The sequence below is a fragment of the Achromobacter sp. CF-sbj1-Ac2-l genome, from assembly GCF_052698165.1.
Genome location: NZ_CP199855.1, coordinates 4,740,810 through 4,757,456 on the forward strand (window position 1 = coordinate 4,740,810; position 16,647 = coordinate 4,757,456).

Below are 16,647 nucleotides of genomic sequence, written 5' to 3' on the forward strand. Positions count from 1 at the left end.
GACTATGAAGTTTAGTTCGGAGCGCTGCGGCCACAATTCCGCAAAGTTCGACAAAACTTTACAAAACAATACTTATTCCCAACAAACAATGGCCATTCATCGCAAAGCAATGAATGGCCATGTCCGGTCCTGGCGAAGTTGGCTTATCCCAGGCTGGCCGCCAGCTTCTCGGCTGACGTCACTGCCAGGGTTTCGTCCTCGGCCTCCACCATCAGACGCAGCTTGGGCTCGGTGCCCGAGGCGCGGATCAGCACGCGGCCGCGGTCGCCCAGTTCGGCCTCGACGGCCTGGCGCGCGGCGGTCAGGCCCGGATGAGTCTTCCAGTCCTGGCCCGGGGTCAGCGGCACGTTGATCATCTTCTGCGGATACATGCGCAGGTCCTTGATCCATTCGGCCATCGAGGCATGATTGCGGCGCAGCGCGGTCAGCACCTGCAGCGCGGCGATGATGCCGTCGCCGGTGGAGTGGCAATCCAGGCACAACAGGTGGCCGGAGCTTTCGCCGCCGTAGAGCCAGCCGCGCGCCTGCATCTGTTCCAGCACGTAGCGGTCGCCCACGTTGGCGCGTTCGAAGCCCACATTCAGGCGCTGCAGCGCCCGCTCGAAACCAAAGTTGGTCATGAGCGTGCCGACCACGCCGTCCACCTTGCCGCGCTGCATGCGCTCGCGCAGGATGGCGTACAGCAGTTCGTCGCCGTTGTAGATGCGGCCGTCGCCGTCCACCATCTGCAGGCGGTCGGCGTCGCCGTCCAGCGCGATGCCGAGCTGGGCGCCACGCGCCTTCACTTCCTTGGCCAACTGCTCCGGGTGCAGCGCGCCCACGCCCTTGTTGATGTTGAAGCCATCCGGGTGCACGCCAATCGCGTGCACTTCGGCGCCCAGCTCGCGGAACACGTGCGGCGCGATGTTGTAGGCCGCGCCGTGGGCGGCGTCCACCACGATCGTCATGCCGTTCAGGTCCAGGTCGTTGGGGAACGTGCTCTTGCAGAACTCGATGTAGCGGCCCTGGGAGTCCGACATACGGCGCGCGCGGCCCAACCCTTCGGAGCTGACACAGCCCAGCGGCTCATCCAGGGCGGCCTCGATGGCCGCCTCGATCTCATCCGGCAACTTCATGCCTTGGGCCGAGAAGAATTTGATGCCGTTATCCTGGTACGGATTGTGCGAGGCGCTGATCACGATGCCCGCGACCAGGCGCAGCGCGCGCGTCAGGTAGGCCACGGCGGGCGTGGGGATCGGGCCGGCCAGCAGCACGTCGATGCCCGCGGCCGACAGCCCGGCCTCGAGCGCCGATTCCAGCATGTAGCCGGAAATGCGCGTGTCCTTGCCGATCACCACCTGCGGGCGGCTGCCGCCGCGCACCGCGTGTTCGCGCGCCAGCACGCGGCCGGCGGCATAACCCAGGCGCAGGGCGAATTCCGCGTTGATCACCGGGCCGCCGACTTCGCCGCGCACACCGTCGGTACCAAAATACTTGCGTTGAGTCATGAAGTGATTGCTCCTTGTTCAGCCGCCTGCCAGACCTTGAGCGCATCCACCGTGGCCGCCACATCGTGCACCCGCACGATCGAGGCGCCACGGGCCACACAGGCCAGGGCGGCGGCAATGCTGCCGGACAGCCGGTCGCCGACCGGCCGGCCGGTGGCCTGGCCGATCATGTTCTTGCGCGACAGGCCGATCAGCAATGGATAACCGCCGCTGCGCAGGCTAGACAGCCGGCGCAGCAATTGGAAGTTCTGGTCGGCGGTCTTGCCGAACCCAAAGCCGGGGTCCAGCACGATGCGTCGGGGATCGATCCAGGCGGCGCGCAGCTTCTGCGCCCGCGCCCCCAGAAAGAGACCGATTTCGCCGATCAGGTCGGAATATTCGGGCGGCGTCGCCTGCATGGTGCGCGGCTCGCCTTTCATGTGCATGACGCACAGACCGCAACGCGACTGCGCCACCGCCTCGATGGCGCCGGGCTGCCGGAAGCCGTAGATGTCGTTGATCATGTCGGCGCCGGCATCCAGCGTGGCGCGCATGACCTCGGGCTTGAAGGTGTCGATCGACAAAGGCACGCCGCAGTCGCGCAGCGCCTCGATCACCGGCAGCAGCCTGTCCAGCTCGTCGGCGACCGCCACCGGCTCGGCGCCGGGTCGCGTCGACTCGCCGCCCAGATCGAGGATCTGCGCGCCTTCGTCGATCAGGCGGCGCGCATGCGCCACCGCGGCGTCGGTATCGTCGTGCTGGCCGCCGTCGGAAAACGAATCCGGCGTGACATTGACGATACCCATGACAAGCGGGCGCTCGAGATCAAACTCGAAGCGCCCGCAAAGGAAGTTATTCGCCATAAATCAGGACGAAAGACCTCAGACCGCGGCTGCCGTGTTACCGCCGGCGGCCAGGCCGGTCGGAGGCGTATCCGACGTATCCGACGGACCTTGCGGCGTCTTCGGGGGACGCGGCGGGCGGCCCTCGATGATGTCGTTGATCTGGTCGGCGTCGATGGTTTCCCATTCGAGCAGCGCGGCGGTCATGGCTTCGACCTTGTCGCGGTTGTCTTCCAGGATCTTGCGCGCAACGCCGTACTGCTCGTCGATGATGCGGCGGATCTCGGAGTCCACCTTCTGCATGGTGGCTTCGGACATGTGCGTGGTCTTGGTGACGCTGCGGCCCAGGAACACCTCGCCTTCGTTCTCGGCGTAGACCATCGGACCCAGCTCGTCGGTCATGCCATAGCGCGTGACGATGTCGCGGGCGATGGCCGTGGCGCGTTCGAAGTCGTTCGAGGCGCCGGTGGTCATCTGGTTCATGAAGATCTCTTCGGCGATACGGCCGCCGAACAACACCGCGATGGTCGACAACAGGCGGCTCTTGTCCATGCTGTAGCGATCGCTTTCCGGCAACTGCATCGTCACGCCCAGCGCGCGGCCGCGCGGAATGATGGTGACCTTGTGGACCGGATCGGTCTTGGGCAGCATGCGGGCGACGATGGCGTGGCCGGATTCGTGGTACGCGGTGTTCTTGCGTTCCTCTTCGGGCATGACGATCGAGCGGCGCTCGGCGCCCATGATGATCTTGTCCTTGGCTTTCTCGAAGTCCGACATATCGACCGTGCGGCCGTTGCGGCGCGCGGCGAACAGCGCGGCTTCGTTGACCAGGTTGGCCAGGTCGGCGCCGGAGAAGCCCGGGCAGCCGCGCGCCAGGATGGTCGCGTCGACGTTGGGCGACAGCGGCACCTTGCGCATGTGGACCTTCAGGATCTGTTCGCGGCCGCGGATGTCCGGCAGCGGCACCACGACCTGGCGGTCGAAGCGGCCCGGACGCAGCAGCGCCGGATCCAGCACGTCAGGACGGTTGGTGGCGGCGATGACGATGACGCCCTGGCCCGACTCGAAGCCGTCCATTTCCACCAGCATCTGGTTCAGCGTCTGTTCGCGTTCGTCGTTGCCGCCGCCCAGGCCGGCGCCACGCTGGCGACCGACGGCGTCGATTTCGTCGATGAAGATGATGCAGGGCGCGTGCTTCTTGGCGTTCTCGAACATGTCGCGCACGCGGGCCGCGCCCACGCCGACGAACATTTCAACGAAGTCCGAGCCGGAAATGCTGAAGAACGGCACCTTGGCTTCGCCGGCGATGGCCTTGGCCAGCAGCGTCTTGCCGGTGCCGGGCGAGCCGACCATCAGCACGCCGCGCGGAATACGACCGCCCAGCTTCTGGAACTTGCTGGGATCGCGCAGGAAGTCGACCAGTTCCTGGACGTCTTCCTTGGCTTCATCGCAGCCGGCGACGTCGGCGAAGGTGATCTGGTTGGTGTTCTCGTCGAGCATGCGGGCGCGCGACTTGCCGAAGCTGAACGCGCCGCCCCTGCCGCCGCCCTGCATCTGGCGCATGAAGAACACCCACACGCCGATCAGCAGCAGCATGGGGAACCAGGACACGAAGATGCTCATCAGCAGCGACTGCTCTTCGCGCGGCTTGCCCGAAACCTGCACGCCATACTTGAGCAGGTCGGAAACCATCCAGAGGTCGCCCGGCGAGGTCAGCGTGTAGGGGCGGCCCGCGTCCGGCGTGACGTAGAGCACGTCGCCGCCAGGGCCGCCCTGCACGTCCACCTTGCGGATACGGCCCGCCTTGGCGTCGTCCATGAACTGCGTGTAGGTCACGCCGTCCTGGGTCTGCGCGCGTCCGTCGAACTGCTTGAAGACCGTGAATAGCACCAGGGCTATCACCATCCAGACGGCGACTTTCGAAAATGAATTATTCAAGGTCGATCTCCTGCTTTCGATTCCGACCGGCGACCGCGCACCCGCATATGGCACAGTCACAAGTATGTCAATAGCCCATTCTACCCTGTCGGACCGGGTTGCGTCCTGGGAAGGGGCGGGGCCGCTAAGTTACGTCTGATTCGTGATTTTGCTGGTCTTTGTCTCGGCAGGCCGGCCGTCGTCGGACCGGTGGGTTCTTGTGACACCGGGGCACGTGCCCCGGCGCGGGCTATTTCAGATCGCGCGCAACCAGAAAGGTTTCGGAGGACTTGTCCCGCGATGCCTTCGGCTTGCGCTCGACCACCCGCTTGAAGTGCTGTTTGTAGGACTCCACGATCTGCGAAAAGCCGGTTCCGTGGAATGCCTTGACGATCAGCGCCCCGTTGGGCTTGAGATGGGCGAGGGAAAACTCCATCGCCAGCTCGCACACGTGCTGGATGCGCGCGGCGTCGGCGATACCCACGCCTGACAAGTTGGGGGCCATGTCGGAGATTACAAGATCCACCGCGCGCGATCCGACCATGTCTTCCAGTTGTTTCAAAATGTCATCCTCGCGGAAGTCGCCCTGGATGAATTCGACGCCCGCCACGGGCTCCATGGGCAGCATGTCCAGGGCGATGATGCGCCCGTCCACCACGCCGCCCGGGCCCGCCAGGCGCTCGCGCGCCACCTGCGACCAACTGCCGGGGGCCGAGCCCAGGTCGACGACCAGGTCGCCACGCCGCAGCAGCTTCTCGGTGTCGAGAATCTCGATCAGCTTGAAGGCGGCGCGGGCCCGGTAGCCCTTCTGTTGCGCCATCTTCACATAGGGATCGTTGATGTGCTGGTGAATCCAGTCTTTGGAGAATTTATTCTTGGCCATTACCGTACAATTCCACGCATGCCTATATTAGAACTTACCTCTCGTGAGCGCAGCGACCTTCGGTCCGCCGCTCACCCTCTGCGCCCCGTCGTCCTGATCGGCGACAACGGCCTGACCGAAGCCGTGCTCAAGGAAATCGACCTGGCACTCACTTCCCACGGCCTGATCAAGGTCCGGGCCGGCGGCGACGATCGCGAGGCCCGCGAGGCCATGCTGTCGACCATCTGCGACACCCTGTCCTGCGCCCCGGTGCACCACCTGGGCAAGACCCTGATCCTGTTCCGCCCGCTGGCCGGCAACATCAAACCGCCCGTGCTGGCCGCCCTCGAGCCGGAACGTCCCGCCAAGCGCCGCGCCTCCGAGCCGCATACGCCCAAGAAGCTCGCCGCCGAAGGCAAGACCCTGGCCAAGCGTCCGCGCCGCTCCGAAACCGAAGAGCCCAAGCCGAAGACGCGCTTCGTGCCGCAGGACCAGCTCAACAAGAACGGCAAGCCGATGCGCCCCAGCAACAAGAAGACCGCCTCCGGCAGCCACGGCATCCCGCGCCGCGCCGGCAGCGCGCTGAGCCTGCGCGCCGGAGCACGCAGCGGCACCAGCCGCAAGTCGTCGCCCAAAAGGTAATCCGGGCAGTTCCGCCGGGCACAAAAACGGGCGCTTTACGCGCCCGATCCACCATAGCGTTCCGCAGTGTTGCCGTGCCGGATACCCGGTGCGGGCTATGGTGCTTTGCTGATTTTACCGCTCAGAGCCAGCGTCAGATGTAACGCACGCTCAATACTTCATACTCGCGAACACCGGCCGGGGCCTTGACCTCGACCACGTCGCCTTCGCTCTTGCCGATCAGCGCGCGGGCCACGGGGCTCGACACGGAGATCAGGTTCGACTTGATGTCGGCTTCAACGTCGCCGACGATCTGGTACGTCACACGATCGCCCGAATCCAGGTCCTCGATGTCGACGGTGGCACCGAACACGGCGCGACCTTCGGCCTCGAGCGAAGTCGGGTCGATCAGGTGGGCATTGGAAAGCGTGCCCTCAAGCTCGGCGATCCGGCCCTCGATGAAACCCTGGCGCTCGCGAGCCGCATCGTATTCGGCGTTCTCCGACAGATCGCCCTGCGCGCGCGCTTCGGCGATAGCGTTGATGACGGCGGGACGTTCCACGGTTTTCAGCCGCTGGAGCTCTTCTTGCAAGCGCTCGGCCCCGCGCACGGTCAAAGGAATGGCAGACATGTCGTTTCCCAAACAAAAGTAGAAAACGCCCCCGACGGAGCGTTCTCGGTGTGAAGGTCTTGGACCTGACGCATGGGGCGCCGTCGGAAGCGGACTCGTGACGGGCATCGCCAGGAACGGAACGGCCAGGGGCGGGCAAAGCTGAACCCGATGGATCCCCTTGCGCCCGCTCGGGCCGGCCCGCCGGACGAATGCGGCAAGCTGCGACCAAAACAAAACCCCGGCTCGGGTCGGAACCGGGGCAATCAAGGTCATATTGTGGTCAAAGTCCGCCGGAATTGCAAGCCACCGGAGAAACCGGCTTTTTCGGCGCATTTCGCCGCCGTAACCCGCTAAAACCCGTCGTTTCCCGGATCGGCGCCGGCGTTGCACAAAAGATACTCAACAGTAAGGACAAACCCGACCACGGCGAGGTTTATGTAAAAACGCGATGTGGTGCTCAATAAAAAAGGTATAACCGACAAACTGGCCCATTAATAACAATTAAATACATGCCGGTATTAGCCGGCATTTTCCTGTTTCAAGCGAAGGGATACGCGAGCCGCCCATGTCGGCCACGCGTAAAGCGATTGATTGTGCGTGTTGCAGGTTGGGCGGACGCATCGCAGTCATCCGGCGCGACGTTCGTCCCTCTGCCGCAGCGCCGGTGGGCACAGGATCCACGCCTGCGGTGGAGCGCGTTCAAGAACGGGAGCTCCCATGCTGGAAAAATTGAAAGTCCGTACGGGCATGATGCTGGTGTTGGCCTGCTTTGTGATTACCCTGGCGCTGGCTTGCGGCTTGAGCTGGATGAACGCCGAAAACAGCATGCACGAAATCGAGGACCTGAATAATGTGGCCGTGCATCAGGTCGATCCGCTCTATGAATCCAATGCCGCGCTACTGCGCGCCCGGCTGTCGCTGGGCACGGGCATCGCCGACCTGCAGTCCGGCGCCAACGACCAGGCGGACAGCGCGCAAGCCGCCGCCGCCGAACAGCTCAAACTGGCGCGCGAGCGCTTCGACCGCTACATGGCGGTGCCCAAGAGCGAGCGCGGCCAGGAGCTGGCGCGGGTCCTGCAGGGCCGCTTCAACGCCTACGCCGCCGCGCTGGGCGAACTGGACGCGGCGCTCAAGGAGCGCTCGGTCGCGCGCTACCAGCAGAACGAAGCGCGGGTGCGCCAGGCTGACGCTGACTTCGCCAAGGACATGCAGGTGTTCCTGGCGCGGGTCCAGGAACGCAGCGACAGCGTGCTGGAAAGGTCGCAGAGCACCTATTCGACCGCCCGCATCTCGGCCATCGCCCTGCTGTCGGTGGCGCTGCTGCTGGCGGTGCTGTGCTGGGCCTTCATCCGCCGCGGCGTGCTGCTGCCGCTGCAGGACGCCGGCCGGCATTTCGACCGGATCGCCGCGGGCGACCTGACCCAGCGGGTCGACGCCCGCTCCAACAATGAGATCGGCACGCTGTTTTCCGCGGTGCGGCGCATGCAGGACGGCTTGACCCGCACGGTGACCACGGTGCGTCAGGGGGTCGAGGAGATCAATGTCGGCGCGGCCGAGATCGCCGCCGGCAATGCCAATCTGTCGACCCGCACCGAGCAGCAGGCAGCCGCGCTTGAAGAGACCGCCTCGACGATGGAAGAGCTGGCCGCCACCGTCAAGCAGAATGCCGACAACGCCGCCCAGGCCAACCAACTGGCGGCGGTGAGCATGGAGGTGGCGCAGCGCGGCGGCCAGACGGTCGGCCAGGTGGTGGCCACCATGCAGGGCATTTCCGAGAGTTCGCGGCGCATCGCCGACATCGTATCGGTGATCGACGGCATTGCCTTCCAGACCAATATCCTGGCGCTGAATGCCGCCGTGGAGGCAGCCCGTGCCGGGGAACAGGGCAAGGGTTTCGCCGTGGTGGCGGGCGAGGTGCGCACCCTGGCGCAGCGCGCGGCGCAGGCGGCCAAGGAGATCAAGGTCCTGATCGAGACCTCGGTCGATACGGTCGCGGCCGGCTCATCGCAGGTCGCGGCCGCCGGCCAGACCATGGACGAAATCGTGACCTCGGTGCAGCGCGTGGCCGACATCATGGGTGAGATCTCGGCGGCCTCGGCGCAACAGGCCGGCGGCATCGACCAGGTCAGCCTGGCGGTCTCGCAGATGGACGAGGTGACGCAGCAGAACGCCGCGCTGGTGGAGCAGGCCTCGGCGGCCGCGTCGGCGATGGAGGATCAGGCCAGGCGCCTGGCGGAGGCGACCGCGGTCTTCAAGACCCAGTCGGGCCAGGTGATCGAGGCGGCCCCGGTGCAGGTGGGCGGCCGGACGCCGGCGTCGCGGCTGTCGCGTTCCTGAGCGGCGCCGGCCTGTCGCGCCCGGCCAGCGGAGCTGCCGCCTCGCGGCCGGCCGCCGCGGGCCGGGCGCGGCGCCCGAGGGACGGGCGCCAGGCAGGGCAACCGCCCCGCCCTATTTCTTGCGGCGCAGCAACGCGTACAGGATGATGGCGCCGAAGGTCGCGGTGCCGATGCCGCCCAACGTGAAGTTGCCCAGCTTGACGGTGAAATCGCCCGCGCCCAGCACCAGCGTGACCGCGGCCACGATCAGGTTGCGGTTGTCGCTGAAGTCGACCTGATTGACCACCCAGATGCGGGCCCCGGCAATGGCGATCAGGCCGAAGACCACCACCGACATGCCGCCCAGCACGGGCGCGGGAATGGTCTGGATCAGGGCGCCGAACTTGGGCGAGAAGCCCAGCACAATGGCGATCAGCGCGGCGATCACGAACACCAGCGTCGAATAGATGCGGGTCACCGCCATCACGCCGATGTTTTCGGCGTAGGTGGTGACGCCGGTGCCGCCGACGGCGCCCGAGACCATGGTGGCCACGCCGTCGCCGACGAAGGCGCGGCCCAGGTAGCGGTCCAGGTCCTGGCCGGTCATGGCGCTGACCGCTTTGACGTGGCCCAGGTTCTCGGCGACCAGGATGATGGCCACCGGCACGATCAGGCCCATGGCCTCGGCCTTGAACACGGGCGCGGCGAAGTGCGGCAGCCCGAACCAGGCGGCGGCCGACACGGCCGAGAAGTCGATCGGCTTGCCCAGGCCCATGCCGTTGGCGAAGATCGCGTAGACCACGCAGGCCAGGATCAGGCCGACCAGGATCAGCAGGCGCTGCACCATGCCCTTGGTGTAGACCGCAATGCCGCCCACGCACAGGATGGTGACGATTGCCATGGCGCTGTCGAAGCCCGAGGCGCCCATGGCCCCCTTGGCGGCGATAGGCGCCAGGTTCAGGCCGATCACCGCGACCACCGCGCCCGTCACCACCGGCGGCATCAGGGTGTCGATCCAGTTGGCGCCGCCGCCGGCGCGGCCGTTGGCGATCCAGACGAGAACGCCGATCAGCGTGTAGGCCAGGCCGCAGGCGATGATGGCGCCCAGCGCCACGCCGATGTTGGCGTTGGCCCCGCCGCCGGCATAGCCGGTAACCGCGATGACGCCGCCGATGAAGGCAAAGCTGGAACCCAGGTAACTGGGGACCCGGCCGCCCACGAACAGGAAGAAGATCAGGGTGCCGATGCCCGACATCAGGATGGCGACGTTGGGATCGAAGCCCATCAGCAGCGGCGCCAGCACGGTGGAGCCGAACATCGCCACCACGTGTTGCGCCCCCATGGCCACGTTCTTGGGCCAGGACAGCCGTTCGTCGGGCGCGATGATGACGCCGGGCTCGGCGTCGTCCGCCAGGCGCCAGCGCGGAAAATAGGAATTGGACATGGAATCCCCGGGAGTGATTGGTGTGAGCGGGCGCCAGTGTAAAGGGGGCCGGGAACGGGCGGCAACTTAAGTTCCCCGCCGCAATGCCGTATTAGTGGAAACCCCAGTCAATTCCCTCCCAGGAGACCTCCATGGCCATCGATTCCATCAGCGGCACCTCGCGCATCGGCAGCATGGCCGACCTGTGGGCGCAGAAGATCCAGGCCAACAAGGAAGCCAAGGATGCCAAGGCCGGCGATCCGGGCGTCAGCGTCACGCCAGACGGCAAGATCCGCGTCAACAACGCCGGCGCGATGAAGGTGGGCCAGGCCGAGGAAACCGAATCGTCCGAAAACGACGATCATTACACCCGGCAGATCAAGGAACTGCAGCGCCAGCTCAAGCGCGTCATGGAGCAAATCGAACGCGTGCGCGACAGCAACGCGTCGGCGGAGCAGAAGGCCACGCAAATGCAGGCCCTGAACGGGCAGGCGCTGCAGATCATGAACCAGATCCAGCAGGTGATGAACGAAAAGATCAAGGCGATGACCAAGGCCAACGGCGGCGTGTCCGCCACGGCCTAGGCGGCCGCCCCAGGCCCGCGCGCTCGCGCGGGTTCTCCCGAATGCCCGCCACACTGATGGCGCGCATCAAAATTTGTGATTGGACTGGCGGCGCATGCAGCCGCTAAGGTCTCCGGACAAATCGAAAAACCACGGAGACAAACCATGCATGCAATGCGCACAGCCCTTGCAGGGGCGCTGCTGGCCGCCTGCGCCGCCCCCGCCCTGGCGGGCATCGTCACGGTGATCACGTCGTTCCCGAAAGATTTGACCCAGGCCTACAAGACCGCGTTCGAGAAGGCCAACCCCGGCATCACGCTGGAGATCCTCAACAAGAACACCGTGTCCGGCATTGCCTACGTGCGCGAGACGCCGGCCGGCCAGCGCCCGGAAGTGTTCTGGGCCAGCGCCCCGGACGCCTTCGAGGTGCTGGGCCGCGACAAGCTGCTGGCCAAGTCCTCGGACGTCGCCAACAAGGACGTGCCGGACAAGATCGGCAACTACCCCATCAACGACCCGGGCGGCATGTACCTGGGCCAGGCGCTGGCCGGCTACGGCATCGTCTACAACACGCGCTACATCGCCGCGCACAAGATCCCCGCGCCGGTCGAATGGAAAGACCTGCTGGCGCCACACTGGTTCGGCCACGTCGGCATCACTTCGCCGTCGCGCTCGGGCACCATGCACCTGACGGTCGAGACCATCCTGCAGGGCGAAGGCTGGGACGACGGCTGGAACACGCTGCTGCGCATGTCGGGCAACAGCAGCGCGGTGACCGAGCGCTCGTTCGGCGTACCGGACGGCGTCAACAACGGCCAGTTCGGCGCGGGGCCGGTGATCGACTTCTTCGGCCTGTCGAGCAAGTACTCGAAGTTCCCGGTGGAATTCGTCTATCCCTCCGAGACCGCCATCGTGCCGGCCAACATCGCGCTGATCGACGGCGCCAAGAACACCGAGGAAGGCAAGAAGTTCATCGCTTTCACGCTCAGCCAGGCGGGCCAGGAACTGCTGCTGGAACCGAAGATCTCGCGCCTGCCGGTGCTGCCGTATTCGGCGCTGGGCGGCAAGGTGCCGCAGGGTTATCCGGATCCCGCCGAGATCGCGCGCCGCAGCAAGGTGCAGTTCAACGCCGACCTGTCGCAGACGCGTTACTACGTGGTGCAGTCGCTGTACGACCAGACCGTCACATTCCGCCTGAAGGAACTGCAGGCGGCGACCAAGGCGATCTACGACGCCGAGGCCAAGCTCGGCGACAAGGCCAAGAGCGGCAAGCCGGCCGAACTGCTGGCGCAGGCCCGCAAGCTGGCCTGGGCGCCGCTGGTGGACGGCAAGCAGGCCGCCGATCCCGAGTTCCTGAAGATCTTCAGCGGCAACAAGAAAGACGCCGCGGTCAACCAGCAGATCACCAAGCTGGAAGGCGAATGGAACGGCACGGCCAAGAGCAATTATGAGCAGGCCGTGAAACTGGCGCGGGAAGCCGCGGCGCTCTGAGCCCGGCTCGCGCCGGACGGGGGGCTCGCCCCGTCCGGCCGCCGCCCGCCGCGGGCGGCCTGTCCTGAACCTTTACGGGAATCTCGATGAATCTTCCGGGCCATTCACGCCTGCCCGCCGGCCCCGTGCTGGCCGCGCTCCTGGTGCTGGGTTTCCTGGCGCTGTTCCTGGCCGTGCCGGTGGGCACGGTGTTCTACAGCGCCTTCGTCAACGCCGACGGCGGCTTCACCATCGGCCACTTCGGCGCGTTCTTCAACCAGCCGCTGATGCTGGAGGCGTTCTTCAACAGCCTCTACGTGGCGGGCTGGTCGGCGCTGCTGGCCTCGCTGATCGCGGTGCCGCTGGCGTACTTCACGGTGCGCTTCGATTTCCGCGGCGCGCTCCTCATCCAGACGCTGGGGGTGCTGCCGCTGATCATGCCGCCCTTCGTCGGCGCGGTGGCGATGCAGCTCATCTTCGGCCGCTCGGGCAGCGTCAACCTGCTGCTGAACGACTGGTTCGGCTTCACCATCCCGTTCATGGAAGGCCTGAACGGCGTCATCTTCGTCGAGGCGCTGCACTACTTCCCGTTCATCCTGATGAACCTGGTGGTGGCGCTGCGCAACATCGACGGCGCCATGGAGGAAGCGGCCTTCAACCTGGGCGCGCGCGGCTTCCGGCTGTTTCGCCGCGTGATCTTCCCGCTGGCGCTGCCGGGCTACGTGGCCGGCACCTCGCTGGTGTTCGTGAAGGTATTCGACGACCTGGGCACGCCGCTGGTGCTGGGCACCACCAACATGCTGGCGCCGCAGGCCTATCTGCGCATCACGCAGGTGGGGCTGGAGGATCCGCTGGGCTACGTCATCAGCGTCATCATGATCGCCTTCTCGATCCTGGCGCTGTGGCTGTCAGCGCGCGTGCTCAAGGGCCGCGACTACTCCACGCTGCAAAAGGGCGGCAACTCGATCCAGAAGCGCAAGCTGCGCCCGGCCGAAAGCGTGCTGGCCTATGGCTGGATCATCCTGGTGCTGCTGCTGGTACTGTCGCCGCACATGGGGGTGCTGCTGCTGTCGCTGGCGAGCGTCTGGAGCTTCGCGCCGCTGCCGGACGGCTACACGCTGGCGCACTACAGCGCGGTGTTCAGCGAATCGCAGGGCATGATCGCCAACACCCTGCTCTATTGCGGCCTGGCGGCGGGCGTGGACGTGATCCTGGGCACCGCCATCGCCTACCTGATGCTGCGCACCCGGCTGCCGGCGCGCCAGTGGCTGGACTTCCTGGCGTCGGCGGCGCTGGCGATCCCGGGCATCGTGCTGGCGATCGGGCTGCTGCGCACGTTCCGCGGCGTGGAGATCCCGGGCACCGGCACGCTGCTGACCTCGTCGTGGATCATCATCATGATCGCGTACTCGGTGCGGCGGCTGCCCTACGCCTTGCGCTCGTGCGTGGCCGCGCTGCAGCAGATCAACGTATCGCTGGAGGAAGCGGCGCAATCGCTGGGCGCGACGCGCCTGCGCACCATCCGGCGGGTGGTGGTGCCGCTGATGGCCGGCGGCATGCTGGCCGGTTTCGTGACCAGCTTCGTGACCGCGGCGGTGGAGCTGTCGGCCACCATCATGCTGGTCACCAAGGACAGCCAGGCGCCGATGAGCTATGGCATCTATCTGTACATGCAGAGCGCCGCGGGCCGGGGTCCGGGCGCCGCGCTGGGCGTGCTGGCGGTGGCCGCGGTCGCCATCGGCACCTATGTCTCGCACTTGCTGGTGGAACGCGCCCAGGCGCGCCAGCGCCCGGCGCGTCACGACGAGACGGCCTGAATCAAGGGGAATCGACATGAAGAAAGTCAGCGTTGAATGCCGCAACATCCGGCTGTCGTATGGCAAGACGGAAGTGCTCAAGGACGTCAACATCCACATCGAACCGGGCGAGTTCTTCGCCCTGCTGGGGCCGTCGGGTTCGGGCAAGTCCACCCTGCTGCGCCTGATCGCGGGCTTCAACCGGCAGGACGCCGGCCAGTTGCTGGTGGATGGCAAGGACATCAGCGCCATCCCGCCATGGGACCGCAACATCGGCATGGTGTTCCAGAACTACGCGCTGTGGCCGCACATGACCGTGTGGGACAACGTGGCGTTCGGGCTGGTCGAGCGCAAGCTGCCGCGCGAGCAGATCCGCGCCAAGGTCGAGGCCGCGCTGGAGCTGGTGGGGCTGTCGCAGTACGCACGCCGCCGCCCCAACCAACTGTCCGGCGGACAGCAGCAGCGCGTGGCGCTGGCGCGCACCATCGTGATCGAACCGCAGGTGCTGCTGCTGGACGAGCCGCTGTCGAACCTGGACAAGAAGCTGCGCGTGCAGATGCGCCAGGACCTGCTGAGCCTGCAGCGGCGGCTCGGCATCACCACCATCTTCGTCACCCACGACCAGGAAGAAGCCATGACCACCGCCGACCGCATGGCGGTGCTGGACCACGGCGTGGTCCAGCAGATCGGCGCCCCCAGCACGCTGTTCGATTATCCGGTGAACCGCTTCGTGGCCAACTTCGTCGGCACCATGAACGTGCTGGAGGGCGAGGTGCGCGAGCGCACCAGCGGCAGCGTGGTGCTGGCAGTGGAAGGCGTGGGCGACCTGCACCTGCCGCTGGCGGCCGAAGCGCCCGCGGCGCAGCGGCTGGCGGCCAGCTTCCGGCCGCACACGGTGCAGATCGAAATGGCCGACGGGCTGGGCGACGCGCGCTACGTATGGCTGCCGGGCGTGGTGGAAAGCAGCGAGTTCCTGGGCGAATTCACCCGCTACCAGGTGCAGATCGGCGAACAGCGCCTGACGGCCGACCAGTCGCACCTGGCGGGGCTGTCGCCGTTCCCGGTGGGCGCGCCGGTGTCGATCGGGTTGGAGCCGACGCAAGTACGGCTGCTTGCCGCCTGAGCCCGCTTCCCCTACAAAGGCGGCATGGAAATCTATCAGATCCGCGCCTTCGTCACGGTTGCCCGCCTGGGCAACCTGACGCGGGCCGCCGAAGCGCTGTCGCTGACCCAGCCCGCCGTCACCGCGCAGATCAAGGCGCTGGAACAGAGCCTGGGCGTGGCGCTGTTCGACCGCAGCGGCGGGCGGCTGGCGCTGGCCAAGGCCGGCGAGATGCTGCTGCCCACCGCCGAATCGCTGCTGGTGCTGGGCGCGCAGTTCAAGTCCGAGGCGCAGCAACTGCAAGGCAGCCTGCAGGGCGTGGTGGAACTGGGCCTGCCCAGCGAGAAGCCCGACTTCCTGCGGCTGGGCGAGCTGGCGGCGGCCATCACGCAGCGGCTGCCGCTGATCGAACTGAAGACGCAGATCCAGCCCACCGCCGTGCTGGCCGAGCAGGTCAGCACCGGCCGGCTGCCAGCGGCGTTGACCATCGCCGCGCACCCGCCGCGCGGCGTGCTGTGGCTACCGCTGCGCAGCGTGCGGTACCGCATCGCGCTGCCGACCGAACACGCCGCCGTGCTCAAGCGCGGCGGCTGGCGCGAGGTGGCGCAATTGCCGTGGCTGGACGGTCCCGCCGGCAGCCACACCCACCTGCTATTGCGCGACATGTTCGAGCGCCACGGCCTGTCGCCGCGCATCGCCATGCAGAATGACGATCAGGCCAATCTGGAGGCGCTGGTGCGGGCCGGCGCCGGTTGCGCGCTGCTGCGCGAGGAAACCGCACTGGCCGGCGCGGCCTCGGGCGACTTCATGGTGTGGGGCCAGGCGCGGGCCGACGCCACCCTCGGCTTCATCCTGCCCTACGAACGCGCTAGCGAGCCCGCGCTGGTCGCGTTAAGCTCGGTGATTCAAGCCATCTGGAAGCCGCGCGCGCCCGTCGCGCCCGAGCCGCTCTGAGCCGGGTCGGTCCGCCACCCGCGCCCTTCCCCACCGTATCGACACCGCAATGACTGAAATCTGGTTCATCCGCCACGGCGAAACCGACTGGAACCGCCAGCGCCGCCTGCAGGGCTGGCAAGACATCCCCCTGAACGAATTCGGCCGCAACCAGGCCGGCCTGCTGGCCTCGCGCCTGCGCGAAGACGCGCGCAGCACGCCGATCGACGCCATCTACAGCAGCGACCTGCAGCGCGCCCACGCCACCGCCACGCCGGTGTCGGAACAACTGGACCTGCGCGTGCGGATCGAGCCCGGCATCCGCGAGCGCGGCTTCGGCGTGCTCGAAGGGCTGGACCTGGACCGCATCGACGTGCTGGCGCCGGAAGCGGCAGCCGCCTGGCGCAGCCGCGACCCGCTGCGCCCGCTGGACGGCGGCGAGACGCTGGGCCAGTTCCAGTCGCGCGTCATCTCCACGGTGGATGACGTGGCCAGCCGCCATGACGGCGAACGCATCCTGATGTTCACCCACGGCGGCGTGCTGGACATCATCTGGCGCCATGCCAGCGGCGTGCCGCTGAACGCGCCGCGCGACGCGGCGCTGCTGAACGTCAGCATCAACCGCGTCGGCGTGCGCGGCCGGCAGTGGGAAGTGCTGGATTGGGGCGACGTGGGCCACGTGGACACTGAAGTCGGCAACGACGTCGTGCCGTGATGGCCTGCG

The 16,647-nt window shown here is 66.8% G+C and carries 14 protein-coding genes; 8 read left to right on the plus strand and 6 right to left on the minus strand.

Annotated elements, in window-relative coordinates:
• Positions 1 to 143 precede the first annotated feature (143 nt).
• From glmM to ACUDCK_RS21705, 4 genes are all read right to left on the minus strand, one after another.
• The gene (gene glmM / locus ACUDCK_RS21690; protein ID WP_054501106.1) at positions 144 to 1,487 is read right to left on the minus strand and encodes a phosphoglucosamine mutase; all 1,344 of its coding nucleotides are present in this window, start codon (positions 1,485 to 1,487) and stop codon (positions 144 to 146) included.
• Positions 1,484 to 2,329: a dihydropteroate synthase gene (folP, locus tag ACUDCK_RS21695; RefSeq protein WP_054501105.1), complete on the minus strand. Its 846-nt coding sequence runs from the start codon at positions 2,327 to 2,329 to the stop codon at positions 1,484 to 1,486. Before folP ends, glmM begins: the two co-directional genes overlap by 4 nt.
• Before the next feature lie 18 nt (positions 2,330 to 2,347).
• Complete coding sequence (gene ftsH / locus ACUDCK_RS21700) at positions 2,348 to 4,246, minus strand: ATP-dependent zinc metalloprotease FtsH (RefSeq protein ID WP_054501104.1); 1,899 nt, start codon at positions 4,244 to 4,246, stop codon at positions 2,348 to 2,350.
• 229 nt (positions 4,247 to 4,475) lie between these two features.
• Positions 4,476 to 5,108, minus strand: a complete 633-nt coding sequence (locus ACUDCK_RS21705) for an RlmE family RNA methyltransferase (protein ID WP_006385473.1) — start codon at positions 5,106 to 5,108, stop codon at positions 4,476 to 4,478.
• Positions 5,109 to 5,126: 18 nt separating this feature from the next.
• On the opposite strand from ACUDCK_RS21705, the gene ACUDCK_RS21710 reads away from it, so the two are divergent.
• Complete coding sequence (locus tag ACUDCK_RS21710) at positions 5,127 to 5,729, plus strand: YhbY family RNA-binding protein (RefSeq protein WP_049075379.1); 603 nt, start codon at positions 5,127 to 5,129, stop codon at positions 5,727 to 5,729.
• Positions 5,730 to 5,862: 133 nt separating this feature from the next.
• Here the strand turns inward: ACUDCK_RS21710 and greA are convergent, their stop codons facing one another.
• Positions 5,863 to 6,339 (minus strand): transcription elongation factor GreA, encoded by a 477-nt coding sequence (greA, locus tag ACUDCK_RS21715; protein ID WP_006385475.1) that lies wholly within the window; start codon positions 6,337 to 6,339, stop codon positions 5,863 to 5,865.
• Between the two features lie 699 nt (positions 6,340 to 7,038).
• Here greA and ACUDCK_RS21720 point away from each other — a divergent pair.
• Entirely contained in the window at positions 7,039 to 8,658 is a 1,620-nt protein-coding gene (locus ACUDCK_RS21720; protein WP_175167546.1) for a methyl-accepting chemotaxis protein, read from the plus strand.
• A 111-nt stretch (positions 8,659 to 8,769) separates the two neighbouring features.
• Here ACUDCK_RS21720 and ACUDCK_RS21725 read toward each other — a convergent pair whose 3' ends face one another.
• Entirely contained in the window at positions 8,770 to 10,080 is a 1,311-nt protein-coding gene (locus ACUDCK_RS21725; protein ID WP_054501102.1) for a solute carrier family 23 protein, read from the minus strand.
• A 131-nt stretch (positions 10,081 to 10,211) separates the two neighbouring features.
• Between ACUDCK_RS21725 and ACUDCK_RS21730 the strand changes: the two genes are divergently transcribed.
• The 6 genes from ACUDCK_RS21730 (at position 10,212) to ACUDCK_RS21755 (ending at position 16,638) form a co-directional block, all read left to right on the plus strand.
• A complete protein-coding gene (locus ACUDCK_RS21730; RefSeq protein ID WP_116792844.1) occupies positions 10,212 to 10,643 on the plus strand; it encodes a FlxA-like family protein in 432 nt (143 codons plus the stop codon).
• Positions 10,644 to 10,787: 144 nt separating this feature from the next.
• Entirely contained in the window at positions 10,788 to 12,113 is a 1,326-nt protein-coding gene (locus tag ACUDCK_RS21735) for an ABC transporter substrate-binding protein (RefSeq protein ID WP_175167545.1), read from the plus strand.
• Positions 12,114 to 12,199: 86 nt separating this feature from the next.
• A complete protein-coding gene (locus ACUDCK_RS21740; RefSeq protein ID WP_175167544.1) occupies positions 12,200 to 13,909 on the plus strand; it encodes an ABC transporter permease in 1,710 nt (569 codons plus the stop codon).
• A gap of 16 nt (positions 13,910 to 13,925) precedes the next feature.
• The gene (locus tag ACUDCK_RS21745; protein ID WP_006385482.1) at positions 13,926 to 15,011 is read left to right on the plus strand and encodes an ABC transporter ATP-binding protein; all 1,086 of its coding nucleotides are present in this window, start codon (positions 13,926 to 13,928) and stop codon (positions 15,009 to 15,011) included.
• A gap of 24 nt (positions 15,012 to 15,035) precedes the next feature.
• Positions 15,036 to 15,944, plus strand: a complete 909-nt coding sequence (locus ACUDCK_RS21750; protein WP_006385483.1) for a LysR family transcriptional regulator — start codon at positions 15,036 to 15,038, stop codon at positions 15,942 to 15,944.
• Positions 15,945 to 15,993: 49 nt separating this feature from the next.
• Complete coding sequence (locus tag ACUDCK_RS21755) at positions 15,994 to 16,638, plus strand: histidine phosphatase family protein (protein WP_064524061.1); 645 nt, start codon at positions 15,994 to 15,996, stop codon at positions 16,636 to 16,638.
• Positions 16,639 to 16,647 lie beyond the last annotated feature (9 nt).

Coding starts and splice junctions, on each gene's coding strand:
- glmM (WP_054501106.1), bottom strand. CDS start 1,487: ATGACTCAACGCAAGTATTTTGGTACCGACGGTGTGCGCGGCGAAGTC.
- greA (WP_006385475.1), bottom strand. CDS start 6,339: ATGTCTGCCATTCCTTTGACCGTGCGCGGGGCCGAGCGCTTGCAAGAA.
- ACUDCK_RS21755 (WP_064524061.1), top strand. CDS start 15,994: ATGACTGAAATCTGGTTCATCCGCCACGGCGAAACCGACTGGAACCGC.
- ACUDCK_RS21720 (WP_175167546.1), top strand. CDS start 7,039: ATGCTGGAAAAATTGAAAGTCCGTACGGGCATGATGCTGGTGTTGGCC.
- ACUDCK_RS21735 (WP_175167545.1), top strand. CDS start 10,788: ATGCATGCAATGCGCACAGCCCTTGCAGGGGCGCTGCTGGCCGCCTGC.
- ACUDCK_RS21705 (WP_006385473.1), bottom strand. CDS start 5,108: ATGGCCAAGAATAAATTCTCCAAAGACTGGATTCACCAGCACATCAAC.
- ACUDCK_RS21725 (WP_054501102.1), bottom strand. CDS start 10,080: ATGTCCAATTCCTATTTTCCGCGCTGGCGCCTGGCGGACGACGCCGAG.
- ACUDCK_RS21740 (WP_175167544.1), top strand. CDS start 12,200: ATGAATCTTCCGGGCCATTCACGCCTGCCCGCCGGCCCCGTGCTGGCC.
- folP (WP_054501105.1), bottom strand. CDS start 2,329: ATGGCGAATAACTTCCTTTGCGGGCGCTTCGAGTTTGATCTCGAGCGC.
- ACUDCK_RS21750 (WP_006385483.1), top strand. CDS start 15,036: ATGGAAATCTATCAGATCCGCGCCTTCGTCACGGTTGCCCGCCTGGGC.
- ACUDCK_RS21730 (WP_116792844.1), top strand. CDS start 10,212: ATGGCCATCGATTCCATCAGCGGCACCTCGCGCATCGGCAGCATGGCC.
- ACUDCK_RS21710 (WP_049075379.1), top strand. CDS start 5,127: ATGCCTATATTAGAACTTACCTCTCGTGAGCGCAGCGACCTTCGGTCC.
- ACUDCK_RS21745 (WP_006385482.1), top strand. CDS start 13,926: ATGAAGAAAGTCAGCGTTGAATGCCGCAACATCCGGCTGTCGTATGGC.